General features: G+C 52.7%; 15 protein-coding genes. 7 read left to right on the plus strand and 8 right to left on the minus strand.

Features of this window, described 5'->3' with window-relative positions; genetic code table 11:
- Positions 1 to 58 precede the first annotated feature (58 nt).
- On the plus strand, positions 59 to 2062 hold the full coding sequence (locus AC2FNE_RS15260; RefSeq protein WP_496805723.1) for a hydantoinase/oxoprolinase family protein: 2004 nt from the start codon (positions 59 to 61) through the stop codon (positions 2060 to 2062).
- 28 nt (positions 2063 to 2090) lie between these two features.
- Here the strand turns inward: AC2FNE_RS15260 and msrA are convergent, their stop codons facing one another.
- Positions 2091 to 2603, minus strand: coding sequence for a peptide-methionine (S)-S-oxide reductase MsrA (gene msrA / locus AC2FNE_RS15265; protein WP_496805724.1), 513 nt, complete (start codon positions 2601 to 2603; stop codon positions 2091 to 2093).
- The gene (gene msrB, locus AC2FNE_RS15270; protein ID WP_170606601.1) at positions 2600 to 3049 is read right to left on the minus strand and encodes a peptide-methionine (R)-S-oxide reductase MsrB; all 450 of its coding nucleotides are present in this window, start codon (positions 3047 to 3049) and stop codon (positions 2600 to 2602) included. Before msrB ends, msrA begins: the two co-directional genes overlap by 4 nt.
- Positions 3050 to 3192: 143 nt before the next feature.
- Between msrB and AC2FNE_RS15275 the strand changes: the two genes are divergently transcribed.
- Entirely contained in the window at positions 3193 to 3714 is a 522-nt protein-coding gene (locus AC2FNE_RS15275; RefSeq protein WP_496805725.1) for a glutathione peroxidase, read from the plus strand.
- On the opposite strand, the gene AC2FNE_RS15280 is transcribed toward AC2FNE_RS15275, so the two are convergent.
- From AC2FNE_RS15280 to AC2FNE_RS15300, 5 genes are all read right to left on the minus strand, one after another.
- Positions 3690 to 4577 carry a DMT family transporter gene (locus tag AC2FNE_RS15280; RefSeq protein WP_496805726.1) on the minus strand — a complete coding sequence of 296 codons (888 nt, stop codon included), beginning with the start codon at positions 4575 to 4577 and terminating at the stop codon, positions 3690 to 3692. The genes AC2FNE_RS15275 and AC2FNE_RS15280 overlap by 25 nt on opposite strands.
- Before the next feature lie 327 nt (positions 4578 to 4904).
- Entirely contained in the window at positions 4905 to 5192 is a 288-nt protein-coding gene (locus AC2FNE_RS15285; protein WP_010442901.1) for an HU family DNA-binding protein, read from the minus strand.
- Between the two features lie 130 nt (positions 5193 to 5322).
- The gene (locus AC2FNE_RS15290; RefSeq protein ID WP_496805727.1) at positions 5323 to 6786 is read right to left on the minus strand and encodes an AMP nucleosidase; all 1464 of its coding nucleotides are present in this window, start codon (positions 6784 to 6786) and stop codon (positions 5323 to 5325) included.
- Positions 6783 to 8585: an adenine deaminase gene (gene ade, locus AC2FNE_RS15295; RefSeq protein WP_496805736.1), complete on the minus strand. Its 1803-nt coding sequence runs from the start codon at positions 8583 to 8585 to the stop codon at positions 6783 to 6785. Before ade ends, AC2FNE_RS15290 begins: the two co-directional genes overlap by 4 nt.
- Positions 8586 to 8734: 149 nt before the next feature.
- Complete coding sequence (locus tag AC2FNE_RS15300) at positions 8735 to 9634, minus strand: LysR family transcriptional regulator (protein ID WP_170606608.1); 900 nt, start codon at positions 9632 to 9634, stop codon at positions 8735 to 8737.
- Between the two features lie 119 nt (positions 9635 to 9753).
- Between AC2FNE_RS15300 and AC2FNE_RS15305 the strand changes: the two genes are divergently transcribed.
- Both AC2FNE_RS15305 and AC2FNE_RS15310 read left to right on the plus strand, forming a co-directional pair.
- The gene (locus tag AC2FNE_RS15305) at positions 9754 to 10509 is read left to right on the plus strand and encodes a class II aldolase and adducin N-terminal domain-containing protein (protein WP_496805728.1); all 756 of its coding nucleotides are present in this window, start codon (positions 9754 to 9756) and stop codon (positions 10507 to 10509) included.
- A gap of 22 nt (positions 10510 to 10531) precedes the next feature.
- Positions 10532 to 11521 carry a sterol desaturase family protein gene (locus tag AC2FNE_RS15310; RefSeq protein WP_496805729.1) on the plus strand — a complete coding sequence of 330 codons (990 nt, stop codon included), beginning with the start codon at positions 10532 to 10534 and terminating at the stop codon, positions 11519 to 11521.
- Positions 11522 to 11538: 17 nt separating this feature from the next.
- Here the strand turns inward: AC2FNE_RS15310 and AC2FNE_RS15315 are convergent, their stop codons facing one another.
- A complete protein-coding gene (locus tag AC2FNE_RS15315; RefSeq protein ID WP_496805730.1) occupies positions 11539 to 12171 on the minus strand; it encodes a class I SAM-dependent DNA methyltransferase in 633 nt (210 codons plus the stop codon).
- A gap of 86 nt (positions 12172 to 12257) precedes the next feature.
- Between AC2FNE_RS15315 and AC2FNE_RS15320 the strand changes: the two genes are divergently transcribed.
- The 3 genes from AC2FNE_RS15320 (at position 12258) to katG (ending at position 16678) form a co-directional block, all read left to right on the plus strand.
- On the plus strand, positions 12258 to 13148 hold the full coding sequence (locus tag AC2FNE_RS15320) for an SDR family oxidoreductase (protein ID WP_170606614.1): 891 nt from the start codon (positions 12258 to 12260) through the stop codon (positions 13146 to 13148).
- 40 nt (positions 13149 to 13188) lie between these two features.
- Positions 13189 to 14172 carry a glycosyltransferase family 2 protein gene (locus tag AC2FNE_RS15325; protein ID WP_496805731.1) on the plus strand — a complete coding sequence of 328 codons (984 nt, stop codon included), beginning with the start codon at positions 13189 to 13191 and terminating at the stop codon, positions 14170 to 14172.
- 304 nt (positions 14173 to 14476) lie between these two features.
- Positions 14477 to 16678, plus strand: a complete 2202-nt coding sequence (gene katG, locus AC2FNE_RS15330) for a catalase/peroxidase HPI (RefSeq protein WP_496805732.1) — start codon at positions 14477 to 14479, stop codon at positions 16676 to 16678.
- The last annotated feature ends 390 nt before the right edge of the window (positions 16679 to 17068 follow it).

The raw sequence follows: 17068 nt of genomic DNA on the forward strand, positions 1-17068 counted from the left end.
GCTGGACGCGGCGTATTTAACCGCTACACCCGACGTTAAAGAAGAAATGGAGGGCCCGATGGCTTTGGCTTTGGGTGTTGATACGGGCGGTACTTTTACAGATGCCGTTCTGGTACGGGATGAGAACGAAGTTGTGGCCTCTGCCAAGTCACTAACGACCAGAGAGGATTTGGCAATCGGCGTGGGCAAAGCGATTTCTGCCGTTTTGGATGCAGCGAAGGTCCAGCCTGAACAGATTGCGTTGGCGTCCTTGTCGACCACACTTGCAACCAACGCGCTGGTTGAAGGACAGGGTGGACGTGTTGCGCTGATATACATCGGTTTCAAAGAAAGTGATCTTGACAGACATGGTTTGAAGGACGCTCTGAAAGGGGACCCGGTATTAGTATTGGGCGGCGGTCACAATCATGCAGGCAGCGAAGCCGCACCTTTGGACGAAACCGACCTTTTGAATTTTTTAGACTCTGATTCAGGGGTTTCAGGCTATGCTATTGTCGGGCAGTTTGCGACTCGAAACCCTGTGCATGAACTTCAGGCCGCGAAAATAATTTCGGATCGGACGGGGGTGCCGGTTACGTGTTCGCACCATCTTTCCGCTAAGCTGAATGGGCCAAAGCGGGCGGTTACTGCGGTGCTGAATGCCCGATTGATTGGCATGATCGACCGCCTTATCGGGCGGGCGCAGGATAGATTGACTGACTTGGGTATAACCGCTCCGATGATGGTGGTGCGCGGCGACGGTGCGCTGATGAGCGCCGAACAGGCGCGAGAGCGACCAATCGAAACCATTCTTAGCGGACCGGCTGCGTCGATAGTTGGGGCACGATGGTTGACTGGCGCGCAAAACGCATTGGTGTCGGATATAGGTGGCACGACTACTGATGTCGCGCTGATACGCGATGGGAAACCGGCCATTGATCCTGCGGGTGCGCAAGTGGGTGGATTTCGCACCATGGTCGAAGCAGTTGCCATGCGGACCCAAGGTTTGGGCGGCGACAGTCAGGTTCATGTCGTTACAGAAGGACTGCAAGGTGGGGTACTTCTTGGCCCACGTCGCGTACTGCCAGTTTCGTTGATCGCCATTGAAGCACCTGAGATCGTGCATTCTGCTTTGGATCAACAACTTCAGGCGACAACTGTGGGTGAGCACGACGCCCGGTTTGCGCGGAGGGTGCCCGGTATCCCAACAGACGGCGCTGGAGAACGGGAAGAAAGGTTGCTTGCACGAATCGGTGATCAGGTTTTGCCGCTCGATCAACTATTGCGGACCCGAATGGAGTACGCTGCTTTGAACCGGTTGGTGGACAGGGGGATAGTGCAGGTGTCTGGCATCACTCCATCTGATGCCAGCCACGTTTTGGGCCGCCTTTCCGAATGGGACGAGAAAGCAGCCCACAAAGCACTCGAACTTGTTGCACGCAAAAGAGTGGGATCAGGAGATCCATTGGCAGCATCACCAGAAAAGCTGGCTCAGATGATTGTGGATCAGCTTACAGAACAAACGTCATTTGCCTTATTAGAGACTGCTTTCTCGGAAGAGTTTGAAAAATTTTCGCTGTCGCCGAAAGAATTGGCGCACCACGTCCTGACAAGACTAGGGCTGGCAAAACACCGGGGCCTGCTTGCGCTGGATGCTGCGTTGAATGTCGATGTAGTCGGGTTAGGGGCGTCTGCTCTCAGTTATTATCCTGCTGTCGGAAAGAGGCTGCATTGCCAGATGATCCTACCGGATCATGCAGGGGTAGCCAACGCAATTGGAGCTGTCGTTGGTAGGGTGACGCTACGAAGATCGGGAACAGTTACATCGCCTTCCGAAGGGAGTTTCCGGGTTCATCTGGAAGACGGTCCGCAGGATTTTTCCGACGTACAGGTAGCATTAGAGCTTCTAACGAGCGTTCTGCGGCGCGATGCTGAGAACGCTGTGAAAGAGGCCGGAGCCGAAGATATTCGCATGACAGTGGCCCAGGATATTCGAACTGCAAGTGTCGAAGCGCGGGAAGTTTTCGTGGAGGCGCTGATTACCGTCGAAGCTAGCGGCCGGCCTCGGGTTGCCTTGGGCTAGCGCCCCTATCTTGCAAGGGGCGCTTGTATTATTCAGCTGCGCTTGATCGTTTGGGCACAACCCAGTTGGCTCGGGGGAAATGACAGGTATAGCCGTTGGGAATTCTGACCAAATAGTCCTGATGCTCAGGTTCGGCCTCCCAGAAATCGCCAACTGGCTCGACTTCGGTAACTACTTTACCCGGCCATAAGCCACTAGCGTCAACATCTGCTATTGTGTCATCAGCGACTTGTTTCTGTGCGTCGTCCGAACAGTAGATCGCTGAGCGGTAGCTCATGCCGATATCATTTCCTTGGCGATTCACCGTAGTTGGATCGTGAATCTGGAAGAAAAATTCCAGAAGTTCACGATAAGTGATTTCAGAGGGGTCGAACCAAATCTCGATCCCTTCCGCATGGGTGCCGTGGTTGCGATAAGTGGCATTTGGCACATCGCCACCTGTATATCCGACGCGGGTGCGTTTCACCCCGGGTAGCTTACGGATCAGGTCTTGCATTCCCCAGAAGCAGCCACCAGCCAGAACAGCGCGTTGTTCGGTCATTGGATTTCCTCCACATGGATCAAATATTCACCGTAGCCTTCGGCCTCCATCTCGTCGCGATGAACGAACCGCAAAGCCGCGGAATTGATGCAGTAACGTAGCCCGCCATGTTCGCGTGGGCCGTCAGGAAAAACATGCCCAAGGTGGCTATCCGCAAATTTAGAGCGAACTTCTGTCCGGATCATACCAAGCGAATGGTCTTGAAGTTCCTCGACATGCTCGTGAACAATCGGCTTGGTAAAGCTGGGCCAACCGCATCCGGATTCGTATTTGTGAGTCGAGGCAAAAAGCGGTTCTCCGGAAACGATGTCCACATAAATCCCCGGTTCCTTGTTATTCAACAACTTACCCGTTCCGGGTCGTTCGGTACCACTGCGTTGTGTGACGTGAAATTCTTCGGGAGAGAGGGCTGCAATGGCCTCGGGGTCCTTGGTGTAACGGGTCATGGCTCCTCCGGTGATGATCCAATTGTCCTACTAATTTGGTATATTCCGGCGAAAATCAAAGTCATATTGCAGGCATTTTCCACGGACTTGCGGTGATCTGCCAGTCAATTTGGCGCGTATTAACATATAAAGGAGGTAACGAAATGCTCAGACTGCTTCTACTGACCGCGTTGTTGTTGCTTGCCCGTATCGTTCAGGCAGCTCCGCTAACTGGTACTTTCGAGTCAATAGACGGCGGAACGCTGTCTATCGAAGATTGGAGAGGGCAACCAATCCTGGTCGTAAACACAGCTTCCCAGTGTGGTTTCACAGGTCAGTATTCGGCGTTGCAAAACCTGTACGAAACGTACTCGGAACAAGGCCTTGTCGTCCTTGCGGTTCCTTCGGACTCGTTCAAACAAGAATTGGCGTCGGCTGAAGAAGTGAAACGCTTCTGTGAAGTCAATTTTGGGCTGACACTTCCAATGACCGAAATAACACCCGTCAAAGGTGAAAATGCTCACCCTTTTTACAAAGCGGTTGCTGATCAGACTGGCTTTGCACCAGCATGGAACTTTAACAAAATTCTGATCGATTCAGAGGGATCGGTTATTGCGACCTGGGGAGCGAATACCAAACCTAATTCACGAAAAGTTGTGCGTCAGATCGAGGCTTTGCTGCGCTGAACTGGTTGCCTGGACAGTTGAACCGCTAAAATACCCACCGTCGTTATGGCGACACCCACGGCGTCAAGGTACCCGAGTGTTTCGCCGAGAAGCAGAGCGGCAATCGTGACGCCAAAGACCGGGTTCAAGAAGTGGAAAGTTGCCGCGCGAATGGCACCGATCCGATTGAGAAGCTGAAACCAAATGAGTGTGGCAAGCAGGCCCGGGAACAAGATTGTGTAGGTAAATGCTGTCATCCACTGCAAGTTTGGCCGGATGTAAATCGTTTCAAAAACCGGCGCCGCTAAGAAAAGCACAGCTGACCCTATGATCATTTGAAGCCCAACAACCATCATGAAATTGCCACCGGAGGTAGCGCTGCGCACGGCCAGTGTGGCAAATGCCAATGCCAATGCTCCTATGCCGCACAAAGCGACTCCGAACAGGTCGACACCTGAACTGATCCGATTACTCATGATCAATGCGACCCCGGCGAATCCAGCAATCAAACCAGCAACGCCTAACGGGCGCAGTTTTTCTTTGAGAAATAGCCAGCTTGCCAGAGCGACAAGCAACGGCATTGTGGATGCTACTATCGCCGCGACCGAAGCTTCGACTGTTTGCATGGCATAGAAATTCAGACCCAAGTAAAGGGCGTTCTGGCAAATTCCAAATAGGATCGTTGCCCGCCACTGGTCACGTGTCAGGTTCCAGCTCTGGCCCATGGCACGCGCTATTGCGATGCCGATCAGTCCCGAAATGAGAAATCTGAGCGCCAGCGAGAATAAGGGTGAAGCGTCCGCCACTATGATCCGGGCCGACGTAAAGGCTGAGGACCAGATAAGGGCAAAAACCAACCCCATACCGATGGCACGCAGATCCATCTGAGACTCCCGAGAAATTCCAGGGGACTGTTTCCCATTTTCAGTAGGGTCGCAAGCGTCAATCTGAGGCATAGTGACCGGGCTGTTGACGTTTTCGATTGTTAATGAGGTGTGTCGGTATGGTGGAGTAATATTTGAACGAATTTCTTGGCACGCGGTCCTGCAAAACACCAACCAAACAAAGGTTGGTAGGCAGGCGCGTTACAAATCTCAGGGAATTTGGATGTTTCGGTGTCGGCTGTTTCGTGCAGTTAATTCTCAACTTCTGTCATGCATGGAAAAGGGGCCACCCGACGGCAGCCCCTGAACGCTTTCGTAGAAAACGAATTAGCCGTTTACGCTGTCTTTCAACGCCTTTGCGATAGTCATCTTGACCACCTTATCGGCTTCTTTTTTGAACTGTTCGCCTGTGGCTGGGTTGCGCACCATACGCTCTGGGCGCTCGCGGCAGTAGATTTTACCGACGCCAGGCAGGGTCACTGCACCGCCCGCCGACACTTCGCGAGTGATCAGGCCGGTCATGGCCTCCAGCGCGGCGTTCGCGGACTTCTTGTCGGTTCCCATTTCCTCAGCGAGAGCAGCAACCAGCTGAGTCTTTGTCATAGGCTTTGCCATTTCTTGGTCTCCTTAACGTGCCCGATAGATAGGGTCTCACCGCGTAACTTTAACGGGATATTGTGGTCAAACACAACGAATAGTAGCGCCAAAAACCATAAAAATATGGGGAAATCGTTGCTTTTTTACGTCAGAGAAAGGCAGTTTCGTCGAAAGAACGCAATTTCCGACTGTGCAGACGCTCTAGGGGCATGCCGCGAAGGTGCTCCATCGCGCGAATTCCAATCGCTAAATGGCGGCTTACCTGAGTTGTGTAAAAGGATGAAGCCATGCCTGGCAATTTCAGTTCTCCGTGCAGTGGTTTGTCTGAAACGCAAAGCAATGTCCCATACGGAACGCGAAAACGATAGCCATTTGCGGCGATCGTCGCGCTCTCCATATCCAACGCAATCGCGCGCGATTGGCTGAGCCGTTGCACTGGCCCGGACTGGTCGCGAAGTTCCCAGTTGCGGTTGTCAACCGAAGCAACAGTACCGGTACGCATTATACGCTTAAGTTCGTAACCCTCCAGTTCGGTTACTTCTGCCACTGCGCGTTCCAGTGCGACTTGAACCTCAGCCAGAGGCGGGATAGGAACCCAAACCGGTAAATCGTCGTCCAGAACCTTGTCCTCGCGCAGATAAGCGTGGGCCAGGACAAAGTCGCCCAATGCCTGCGTATTCCGCAGACCTGCGCAATGTCCGACCATCAACCAAGCGTGTGGGCGCAAAACTGCAATGTGGTCTGTTGCAGTTTTGGCATTCGAAGGTCCAACGCCAATGTTGACCAAAGTGATACCGGATCCGTCAGCACGCTTTAGGTGGTAGGTCGGCATTTGAGGCAGCTTTAACGGCTGTTCGAGCTTTTGGTTAGGTTCAGATATTTCCACATTTCCGGTTGAAACAAAGCTGGTGTAGCCACTGTCGGGGTCGGCGAGTTGCTCACGAGCATAATTTTCGAACTCGGACACGTAAAACTGATAGTTTGTAAACAGGACATGGTTTTGGAAGTGGCTGGGGTCGGTCGCCGTATAATGAGCAAGCCTTGCCAGCGAATAGTCGATGCGCTGAGCGGTAAACAGAGATAACGGACCCACACTGTCTTCGCCGTCATAAACTCCGTTTACGATGTCATCATTGGTGGTAGTCAGATCAGGAACATCAAAGACATCGCGCAACGTGAAACCAGCTGCGCCCTGATGCGGAACGTGAAGACCCGGATTATTGGCAACCGCGAAATGAACCGGGATTGGTGTATCTGACGCACCGATTGAAACCGGTTGATCATGATTTTTGATCAACAAAGCAATCTGTTGGGTCAGGTAAGATCTGAACAGATCCGGTCTTGTTACTGTTGTTGCATGAACACCCGGTTCCGAGACGTGACCGAAACTCAAGCGGCTGTCTACTTGTGCGTATGATGACGTTTCTATTCGAATCTCTGGGTAGTAGGCTCTAAACCGAAGGTTTGGAGCATCCCCGTCCATTGATTTAGCAAAGTTTTCGCACAAGAAACGGGTTGCTGATTGATACAATTCTTCGAGACGGGCAACCGCCGCACCCGGATCGGTGAACTGTGCAGATTTGGGAATGTCGGGCGTTACAATTTTTGTCATGCTAACGGTTCCAAAAGATCAATCTTTTTAAATGTGCGGACATCCACCAACCCAATGTCTGAAATCCGCAGCTCGGGGATCACGACAAGCGCCAGCAGAGAATGTTGCATGTACGCGTTGTTGAGGCGGCAACCGCAGGCTTGCATGGCCGCGACCATGTTTTCGGCTTTGGCTGCGACTTGGGCGGCGGGGCTGTCTGACATTAGGCCAGCAACGGGAAGCTCTACCAAAGCAAGCTCTTGCCTATCTCGAAATATCGTGATGCCGCCGCCCACTTCGGCCAATCGGTTAGCGGCCATCGCCATTTGTTCACGGTCGGTGCCCACGACGATCATGTGGTGGCTGTCGTGCGCCACCGTCGAGGCCATCGCCATTTTGCCTTGATACCCAAAGCCTGAGACAAAGGCGTTGGTTACACCTCCGGTCGCGCGGTGCCGCTCGACCAAGGCAATTTGGCAAACCTCATCCTCGCCCTCCACCAAACCCTCGATGATAGGCAGTTCCGCCTTCAATGCTTTGGTTGGCGCCTGATTTTCCACGACTCCGATAACATTGGCCTTCACTCGGTTGGCTCCTTTAGGAGCTTGAATCTCAAAATCTGAGGAAGTCAGCTTATGTCCCAGATGTACGGTATTTCGTGCGGAGGCCGGCCAATTCAAATGAGGGCAATCGACGGTGATCGAGCCGTCTTGAGCCACTATCTGACCACGCGCAATAACAGTCTCGATGGGAAGCAGAGATAAATCTGAGCTGAGAATCACGTCGGCCCTACGTCCAGGGGTAATAGACCCAATCTCTCGCTCCAAACCAAAATGAGTGGCTGTATTGATTGTCGCCATCTGTATGGCAACCAACGGATCGCAGCCACAAGCGATCGCATGCCGGACGACTCGGTTCATGTGTCCTTCATTGACCAGCGTACCTGAATGGCAATCATCGGTACAAAGAATAAAGCTGCGGGGATCCAATCCTTTTTCGGTCACCGCGGTGATCTGGCTTTCTACGTCATACCATGCCGAGCCGAGTCGCATCATCATTCGCATCCCTTGGCGGACCCGCGCAATGGCATCTTCCTCACATGTACCTTCGTGATCGTCGGCAGGGCCACCCGCAGCATAAGCCGAAAAAGCAGACCCTAAATTGGGCGAAGCGTAGTGACCGCCGACAACTTTTCCAGAATTCTGAGTTGCTGCGATTTCGGCCAGCATTTTGGCATCGCCATTGATGACACCCGGGAAATTCATCATTTCGCCCAGCCCAATTATGCCGGGCCAGCTCATAGCCTCAACGACGTCTTCGGGTGTGATTTCGTATCCGGTCGTCTCCAATCCCGGCGCGGATGGCGCACAGGATGGCATCTGAGTGAATATGTTCACCGGTTGCATCATCGCCTCGTCATGCATCATACGCACGCCATCCAGCCCAAGGACATTCGCGATTTCATGAGGGTCTGTGAACATGGAGGTCGTGCCATGAGGGATTACTGCACGCGCAAATTCGGCAGGGGTTAACATGCCAGATTCAATATGCATGTGCCCATCACACAAACCCGGCATCATATAGCGCCCGCTCGCTTCAACGATCTCGGTGTTTGGACAGATGCAATGACTTGCATCCGGACCAACAAACGCAATACGCCCTTGTGCAATTGCTATGTCATGGTCGGGTAACAACTCTCGGCTGTGCACATTTACCCAGACGCCGCCGCGAATAACCATATCGGCAGCATCCCGGCCTGCGGCAACAGCGATCAGACGATGGGCGGAGTCGGGCCAACTGGGGAGAGGTGCAATTTCCATGGCCCAACTTTCACCAATGCGGAAGAAGGTGCAACCCCGCAAAACGGGTATCATAAAACCATCATTAAGTGCTGACCCAGGCAGTACTCAAGGACGTCGTTGATCGTTAGTGCCCGACAGACGGAAGCCCCGAAAAGTTCCGAAAATGATCAGTGAGTCTGGCTAGGAACCGTTGGTTTGTGCTGCTGTGGAGGCAATTGGCTCCGGATCCAATTGGCAAATACAACGGCTCCGGGTGTCTCTTCGGCGGCAGGCGATAACAATAGGTAGTAGGCTTCAGCCATGGGCGCACGATGATCAAACGGTGCGATCAAGCGCCCCTCGTCGATTAGGCCCTTGGCAATAGCGTCATGAGCCAGGCAAAGGCCGCCACCCGCAGCAGCAACCGAAAGGCAAACCAGATAGGTCGTAGCATATGTTATTGGTGGATTTGTCCATGTTAGAGCTTGGTCCTCCGCCCAATTCGCCCAGCTTGACAACAAATTTGAACAGTCGAACAATGGTTTCTGCTGCAAAGTATCCAATGTGACTTCAAAGCCCGGAGCGCAGACCGGGTAGTAGTGATCAGTATGCAAAAGTTCAGTGCGAACTGATTCTGCGGGGCGCAAAGAGTACCGGATTTCTACAGCCGCGCCCTCGGCCATTTCTCTCGGCTCCCACAATTCGGTGAAGATGTTCAGTTGAACATCAGGATGCAAGGTCCGGAATTTATGCAACCGCGGTGCCAGCCAGTTGACCGCAAAGGTGAGATTGCATTGTACTTGCACTGCGTTTTGCTGCGCACCGGTCACTGCGCGTGTACCTCGAAGCAATGTGCGGAATGCTTCACGTACTACAGGCAGATAAGTAATACCTGCTTCTGTCAGTTCCAAAACCCTTGGGCGCCGCAGGAACAGCGGCTGGCCAAGATACCCTTCCAAAGACTTGATCTGCTGACTAACGGCACTTTGCGTCATGTTCAGATCGCGTGCTGCGCCAGTAAAGGACAGGTGCCGAGCGGCTGCCTCAAAAGTACGTAGCCATCCAAGTGGCGGAAGTGAATTTTGCATTCACATAACCTTGCCATAAGTTCAGCTAATGGTTTAATGGCACATTTTTCGTTGGTCAAACGTTGCGACCAGATGCACGTTTGTTACCAAGCCGAATTCAGGTTCCAAGGGAGGACAAAATGAGCGTCGCAAACCTGCGCCCGAATATTGACCATTGGTCTGAACGCGTTGACTTGGCAGCAGCTTTTCGCTGGACAGAGCGTCTAAACATGCACGAGGCGGTGGCCAATCACTTTAGCCTGGCGGTGAATGAGGACGGGACTCAGTTTCTTATGAACCCCAACCAAATGCACTTTGCCCGAATTCGAGCGTCAGACCTGTTGCTATTAGATGCCAATGACCCAGAAGTCATGACTCAACCCGGAGCGCCAGACCCAACGGCATGGGGATTGCACGGATCGATACACCGCCACTGCCCGCACGCAAGGTGCGTAATGCATGTGCATTCCATTTTTGCGACTGTGCTGGCAACTTTGGCCGACAGCACATTACCACCAATCGACCAGAACACAGCAATTTTCTACAACCGTTATGTGATCGATCAGGAGTTTGGAGGTCTTGCTTTTGAAAGCGAAGGCGAGCGTTGTGGGTCCCTTCTGTCGGATCCGAAGAACAAGGTCATGATCATGGGAAACCACGGCGTTCTGGTTATCGGCAGCGATCCGGCAGATACATTTAACCGACTATACTACTTCGAACGCGCGGCTGAAACTTACATTCGCGCATTGCAAACCGGCCAGAAGCTGCGGGTTCTGTCAAATGAGGTTGCTGAAAAAACCGCGCAAGAAGTCGAAGTTTATCCCGACCAAGCTGTTTCCTTCATGCGTGATATCAAGGCGCTGCTGGATGCCGAAGGTTCGGATTACGCCACCTGACATCAACCGCAGAGATTAAGCGATGAGAGAGAATTCTCCAGATCCCGAAGCCGCCCGCTGGAATTACCACCCCGACGGACCTGTGGCGTTGAACCCGCTGTTCAATTGGCCTCCCCGCCCTGCGGCAGTTTTTAAGTGGTATAGTGGCGCGTGGTTGCAGATTACGTCTCTGACGCTGTGTATGGTGTTGGCAGTTACGGCCTATGCTTTCTTCTTTCCCGCCCTTGAGACGATGAAAACGTTTTCACCCGGCTGGATGTTTCGCATTTGGCTATTGAACATGATTCCGCAAATTCTTGTGGCGGGTGGCCTGCACTGGTGGCTTTACATGCGCAAAGGTCAGGGCATGTACAAAAAATTCGACCGTCGTGACCTTATTCGTGACAACAGAACATTCACTTTTCGCAATCAGGTCTTGGACAATATCTGGTGGACTTTAGGCAGTGCGATGACGGTCGCAACGGCCTATCAATGGCTGATTTACTGGGCGATGGCCAACGGATGGGCGCCCACGGTCACTTGGGTAAGCGCGCCTGTTTGGTTCGTGGTTTGGATGTTATTCATCCCTATGTGGTCAGGCCTGCATTTCTATTGGGTGCATCGGCTGGAGCATCACCCAAAGCTGTATAAATACGTGCACGCAGTGCATCACCGAAACGTCAATATTGGGCCCTGGTCAGGAATTTCCAATCACTGGTACGAGAACTTTTTTTACTACTCCACCTACTTCATCCATCTGATAGTGCCGTCTCACCCATTGCACCTGCTGTTTCATTCCTATTTTCAACAGGTCAGCCCGGTTCTTTCCCATTCTGGCTTTGAAAAGCTAAAGGCCGGTGACACCGACGCAGCGCGTGCCGGAGACTTTTTTCATCAGCTGCATCATCGTTATTTCGAATGCAACTACGGTACATCCGAAATTCCGTTCGATAAGTGGTTTGGAACTTATCACGATGGGTCCGCCGATGCCACGACGCGAACGCGGGCATACAAAAAGCAAATGTATACTTAAGTCTGCGAAAAGACGGTTCAGTTTCGCTCAAACAACGCAATAAGCGCTGTGTCGTCTTTGTTGGGGCCAGAGGCCAGATCGCCAAAAATCGGCACCTCAGAAAGTGTTAAGTGAAGAATGTTGCCTTGTTCCAACGCATGGAATGTTTCGGCAAAGCCGCGTTCAGTGTAGTGTTTGGCATTGATGGACAATGCAAATTGTGCCCCCGGGCGTGCGACACGCAACAAAACGGGTAAAACCTCGGGGCCGAGATGCCCGTGGGTAAATGTGCCGGAAGACACAACGCCTGAATAGCTTTCGGGTGGAACCGGAATTCCCAGATTCAGGTCAGCCTCTATCGCGTCGCGATAAAGGTCCTTTCGCATCGCCTGGCCCAGCATCTCTGCGCTTATATCGGTGGCGTCTATTGGACCGACCCCTAGGCTTGCCAAAACCGAGCCACACAAACCCGTACCTGCGCCCACGTCCAGAACGGGACCTTGACCGCCTGCACTTACAAAAGCGCGCGCCGTGTGAATGTGCAGTTGATAATCCTCACGCGAAGCAAAACCATCATCATAATCGCCCGCCCATTCTGCGTATAGCCGTTTACTGTCTTCTGGTGAGTTCAGCGCATAGGCTGAATGCAAGTTCGGTGTATTTTGGGTCATGCATCATTGAATGCCGATTGGCGGATTCGAATCAAGGGTGTCCATACGCACTTGCATCCCACGTTATCGCGTTTCATCAAGGGGCCATGACTGGCACACTCTTTTCATTTGGGCATGGATACTCGGCCCGCGCCCTGTCGCTGCGCCTTGCACCACAAGGATGGCGGATCATTGGAACATCGCGCGATGCGGAACATCTGGATGCCATTCGCGCATCCGGTGCCGAGCCTTTGATCTGGCCAGGACAAGTGCCCGATTTTGACGGGGTGACGCATCTGCTGGTATCGACGGCTCCGACTGCGGATGGGGATCCTGTTTTGGCCGAGCTTCGCGAGGAGATCGTCGCGCGCGCAGCGCAATTTCGATGGGTTGGCTACTTGTCGACGACCGCAGTATATGGTGACCATAACGGTGAATGGGTTGACGAGGCGACGCCGATAACCCCAACCGCCGAGCGAGGCCGATGGCGTGCCCGAGCCGAAAGACAGTGGACTGAAATCGAAAACTTGCCTCTGCACATTTTTCGCTTGGCCGGAATCTATGGGCCTGGAAGAGGACCGTTTTCTAAGCTGAGGCGTGGTGGGTTGAGGCGGATCATTAAGCCCGGTCAGGTCTTCTCGCGCATACATGTTGACGACATCGCACAGGTTCTCGCCGCGTCGATGGCGCGGCCTAACCCGGGCGCAATATACAATGTCTGTGATGACGAACCGGTGCCCCCACAGGACGTGATCGCATACGCTGCCGAGCTGCAGGGGTTGCCTTTGCCTCCGGCTGTATCATTTGACCAGGCAGACCTGACACCAATGGCACGCAGTTTTTACAGCGAAAATAAACGCGTTAGAAACGAACGCATCAAGAATGAATTGGGTGTTACGCTGCTTTACCCAAATTACCGTGTTGGGCTAGAGGCGTTGTTGAATGTTAAAGGCGCCAGTGAGACCACAAAAGACTGGAATGGGCGAAAGCATTCCTAAGATGCTAAGAGTCGATAATCAAAGATACTGACGCACCCATATGACCGACCGTTCCGCCAACTTAAAGATTACTGTATCCACCTTAACCCGGAAGCGTCCGGAAATGTTGGCCGCGCTGGTGAGGAGTTGGGGCGATCTTGTCATTCCGTCAAATTGCATCGTTCGCTTCCTTGTGGTCGAGAACGAAAAAGTTGCGAACAGCAAACAGATTGTTCAGGAAGCCGGCAGTTCTTTGGCCAATGGATGCGCGATCGAATATGTGTTGGAACCAGAGTTGGGCATACCATTTGGGCGCAACCGGGCGGCGCGAGAGGCTATTGCCAATGGATCTGATTTGTTGTGCTTTGTCGACGACGATGAGGTTGTGGCGCAAGATTGGCTGGAACGGCTGGTTGCAGGGTACAGGTCCAGCTCTGCGGTGTTGCTTGGCGCACCGTTGAGGGCAGCTGGTCCGTCAGGTCGCGAAACAGGTGTGCAGCGACTGATGCTTAGGAATATCAGCAACCGTTATTTGGCGAAGGAGCAAGCCGCCGCCAGGCGTAGCGCTCTGAACGATACAGGTGGTGTTACGGTAGTTACCAACAATTGGCTGGGCGAAACGCGGCTGTTTAGCGAGGTTGGACTTTGGTTTGACGAAACCATGCGTATGACAGGCGGCACTGACGCAAAGTTTTATGCCGATGCGGTAGGCCAAGGCCTGACAGTGGGCTGGGTCCCTGACGCTTATGTATACGAGACCATTCCTCCTGAGCGGCTTTCATTCTGGTATCAGGCCGCACGTGGACGGGATCAGTCAAACACATACATGCGACGCAAGCTCAAAAACAAACCGGTCAGCGCGGTTCTGGGGTTTCTTAGCATTCCGATACGATTTCTAGGATTAGTAGTTGCCATGATTCTGATGCCAATTCAGCCTGACCGAAGGTTTATCCAAATTGCTCGGACCTTGGGATGGTTGGTTGGTGTCATTGGTATTTTCTTTGGGTACAAGTCGGCTCTGTATAAAAAAGTAAGTGGTCACTAAGCTGAATTCCGAAACAGTTTACCGCTGAGCAAGCAGGTGATTAATCAGACGAGCAGAGTGATAATTATTTCCTATTGATATCATCCGAAAACAAAACTTATTTGCATAGAAGTAAGTTGCTACTTTACGGCATACAGGAAGAACGAATCGCTGATACAATTTTCGGCATGGCTGCCAAAACGCCCAATGTTCCCATATTCGACCTGTGTGGGACTATTTTAGCAGCGATGTCATTCAGTCTTGTTTTTCCAATCGTATTTGACCGCACGACGCACACAAGCTTCAGCCAGGAATGGAGAAAGACATGGACGGAAGTGATAACCCCAACACAGGCGGATGCCCGGTTATGCATGGTGCCGGGACCCGATCAAATCGGGACTGGTGGCCTAATCAGCTAAACCTTTCCATTCTACATCAGCATTCACCCGCATCCAATCCGATGGGCGAAGGCTTTGATTATGCAGAAGAGTTCAAAAAGCTGGACTACCAGGCGCTAAAGGATGACCTGGTTGCCCTAATGACTGACTCTCAGGACTGGTGGCCTGCGGATTATGGCCATTACGGTGGCCTGTTCATCAGAATGGCTTGGCACAGTGCCGGCACCTATCGGACAGCGGATGGCCGCGGCGGGGCATCGACTGGCAATCAGCGATTTGCCCCGTTGAACAGCTGGCCAGATAACGGAAACCTCGACAAGGCGCGCCGATTGCTGTGGCCGATCAAACAGAAATATGGAAACCAAATTTCCTGGGCTGACTTGATTATCATTGCGGGTAATTGCGCCATCGAATCCATGGGCGGCAAGACGTTTGGATTTGCCGGTGGTCGAGAAGACATCTGGGCGCCAGAAGAAGACATCTATTGGGGCACCGAAACCGAATGGCTCGCTCCAACCGACAACCCGCACAGCCGTTATTCGGGCGATCGAGAGTTGGAGAACCCGCTGGCTGCGGTTCAGATGGGTCTCATCTACGTCAATCCCGAAGGACCCGACGGGCAGCCGGATGCTTTGGCTTCAGGTCGCGACATTCGCGATACCTTTGGCCGGATGGCAATGAACGACGAAGAAACTGTCGCTCTGGTTGCAGGTGGTCACACATTCGGCAAGGCGCATGGAGCTGGCGATCCCGATCTGGTCGGCCCCGAGCCCGAGGCGGCGCCAATCGAAGAGATGGGCCTTGGTTGGATCAACAAGTTTGGCAGCGGGAAAGGGGATGACACGACCACCAGCGGAATCGAAGGAGCATGGACGGCGAATCCCATCAAGTGGGACAACGGCTATTTTGACCTTTTGTTCGGCTATGATTGGAACCTGACCAAAAGCCCCTCGGGTGCGTGGATTTGGGAACCTGTTGGCGTGAAAGAGGAAGACATGGCGCCAGCTGCGCATGATCCCTCAAAAAAGGTCAAGACCATGATGACAACTGCCGATATGGCGATGCGCATGGATCCGATCTATGGACCGATTTCGAAACGGTTCCACGAAAACCCTGAGGAATTTGCCGACGCCTTTGCCCGCGCGTGGTTTAAACTGACCCACCGCGATATGGGCCCGCGTTCGAACTACATCGGCGTCGAAGCTCCAACGGAAGAACTGCTGTGGCAAGACAATGTTCCTTCCGTTGATCACGATTTGATAGATGACTCTGATGTGGCTGATCTCAAGGCCAAGATTGTGGCGTCTGGATTGTCGGTTTCCAAGATGGTTTCGACCGCCTGGGCCTCGGCCTCGACCTTCCGAGGATCGGACAAGCGGGGTGGTGCCAACGGTGCCCGTATTCGCCTTGCACCGCAAAAAGACTGGGAGGCGAATGAGCCGCTGAAACTTGCAAAAGTGTTGAGCAAGCTTGAAGATATTCAATCATCATTTAACGACTCTCAGTCTGGCAACAAGAAAGTCTCATTGGCAGACATGATTGTACTGGCTGGATCGGTCGGTGTTGAAAAAGCCGCTAAAGCAGCAGGTCACGAAGTCGAAGTTCCATTTACTCCTGGACGGACAGATGCAACGCAAGATCAAACGGATGTTGATTCATTTGCGTTGCTGGAACCAGCTGCGGATGGTTTTCGCAATTACCAGAAGGCTGAATACAGCATTTCACCTGAAGAACTGCTGGTTGACAGAGCCCAGTTGTTGACGCTCTCGGCACCTGAAATGACTGTTCTTGTAGGTGGCCTGCGAGTTCTGGGTGCCAACTTTGGTGGGTCACTTCATGGTGTGTTCACAGATCGGGTCGGCACGCTGAGCAATGACTTCTTTACCAATCTGCTTGACATGGGCACCGATTGGAAGCCTTCCGGCAATGGAGTCTATGAAGGCAAGGACCGCACAAGTGGTGAAACCAAGTGGACAGGTACACGGGTGGACTTGGTTTTTGGATCAAATTCGCAACTGAGGGCTTTGGCCGAAGTGTACGGTCAGTCCGATGCAGGTGAAACATTCGTCAATGACTTCGTTGCGGCCTGGAACAAAGTCATGAATGCGGACAGGTTCGATCTGAAGTAACTTCAGATGAATCGCTTTGAGACGCGCCGCCTTGGGAAGCCTTGGCGGCGCTTTTTTGTCACCGGACACAAAGAAAAGGCGAGATTGAGCAAGCGATTCCAGCATATTGGCCACAAGTCAGTCGGAATTTCTCTAAAGTGAAAGAACACCAAGAAGGGAAATCGGGCGCTTTCTAAACATAAGTTGTTGTTTTCATTAAGTTCAGCGAGTTTTTGCCGTGGAATGTGAAGTTTTTTCAAAATGGGGGTTGCAGGTCCTGACCCCAATCCGTAAATACCCCTTCACCGGGTCTTTATGGGTTTGGTGACGGGCTGGAGAGTTGGCTGGACGCATCGGAGAGACGGTGGGCATCTGAGGTAAGGGATTGGGCGGTTGCGCTGATTTATTGGC

This window comes from Ruegeria sp. YKSD179 (assembly GCF_059612885.1).

What these genes read in the sequence shown, in the direction of transcription:
- AC2FNE_RS15260 (WP_496805723.1), top strand. Translation starts at nt 59, where the DNA reads ATGGCTTTGGCTTTGGGTGTTGATACGGGCGGTACTTTTACAGATGCC.
- msrA (WP_496805724.1), bottom strand. Translation starts at nt 2,603, where the DNA reads ATGACCGAACAACGCGCTGTTCTGGCTGGTGGCTGCTTCTGGGGAATG.
- msrB (WP_170606601.1), bottom strand. Translation starts at nt 3,049, where the DNA reads ATGACCCGTTACACCAAGGACCCCGAGGCCATTGCAGCCCTCTCTCCC.
- AC2FNE_RS15275 (WP_496805725.1), top strand. Translation starts at nt 3,193, where the DNA reads ATGCTCAGACTGCTTCTACTGACCGCGTTGTTGTTGCTTGCCCGTATC.
- AC2FNE_RS15280 (WP_496805726.1), bottom strand. Translation starts at nt 4,577, where the DNA reads ATGGATCTGCGTGCCATCGGTATGGGGTTGGTTTTTGCCCTTATCTGG.
- AC2FNE_RS15285 (WP_010442901.1), bottom strand. Translation starts at nt 5,192, where the DNA reads ATGGCAAAGCCTATGACAAAGACTCAGCTGGTTGCTGCTCTCGCTGAG.
- AC2FNE_RS15290 (WP_496805727.1), bottom strand. Translation starts at nt 6,786, where the DNA reads ATGACAAAAATTGTAACGCCCGACATTCCCAAATCTGCACAGTTCACC.
- ade (WP_496805736.1), bottom strand. Translation starts at nt 8,585, where the DNA reads ATGGAAATTGCACCTCTCCCCAGTTGGCCCGACTCCGCCCATCGTCTG.
- AC2FNE_RS15300 (WP_170606608.1), bottom strand. Translation starts at nt 9,634, where the DNA reads ATGCAAAATTCACTTCCGCCACTTGGATGGCTACGTACTTTTGAGGCA.
- AC2FNE_RS15305 (WP_496805728.1), top strand. Translation starts at nt 9,754, where the DNA reads ATGAGCGTCGCAAACCTGCGCCCGAATATTGACCATTGGTCTGAACGC.
- AC2FNE_RS15310 (WP_496805729.1), top strand. Translation starts at nt 10,532, where the DNA reads ATGAGAGAGAATTCTCCAGATCCCGAAGCCGCCCGCTGGAATTACCAC.
- AC2FNE_RS15315 (WP_496805730.1), bottom strand. Translation starts at nt 12,171, where the DNA reads ATGACCCAAAATACACCGAACTTGCATTCAGCCTATGCGCTGAACTCA.
- AC2FNE_RS15320 (WP_170606614.1), top strand. Translation starts at nt 12,258, where the DNA reads ATGACTGGCACACTCTTTTCATTTGGGCATGGATACTCGGCCCGCGCC.
- AC2FNE_RS15325 (WP_496805731.1), top strand. Translation starts at nt 13,189, where the DNA reads ATGACCGACCGTTCCGCCAACTTAAAGATTACTGTATCCACCTTAACC.
- katG (WP_496805732.1), top strand. Translation starts at nt 14,477, where the DNA reads ATGGACGGAAGTGATAACCCCAACACAGGCGGATGCCCGGTTATGCAT.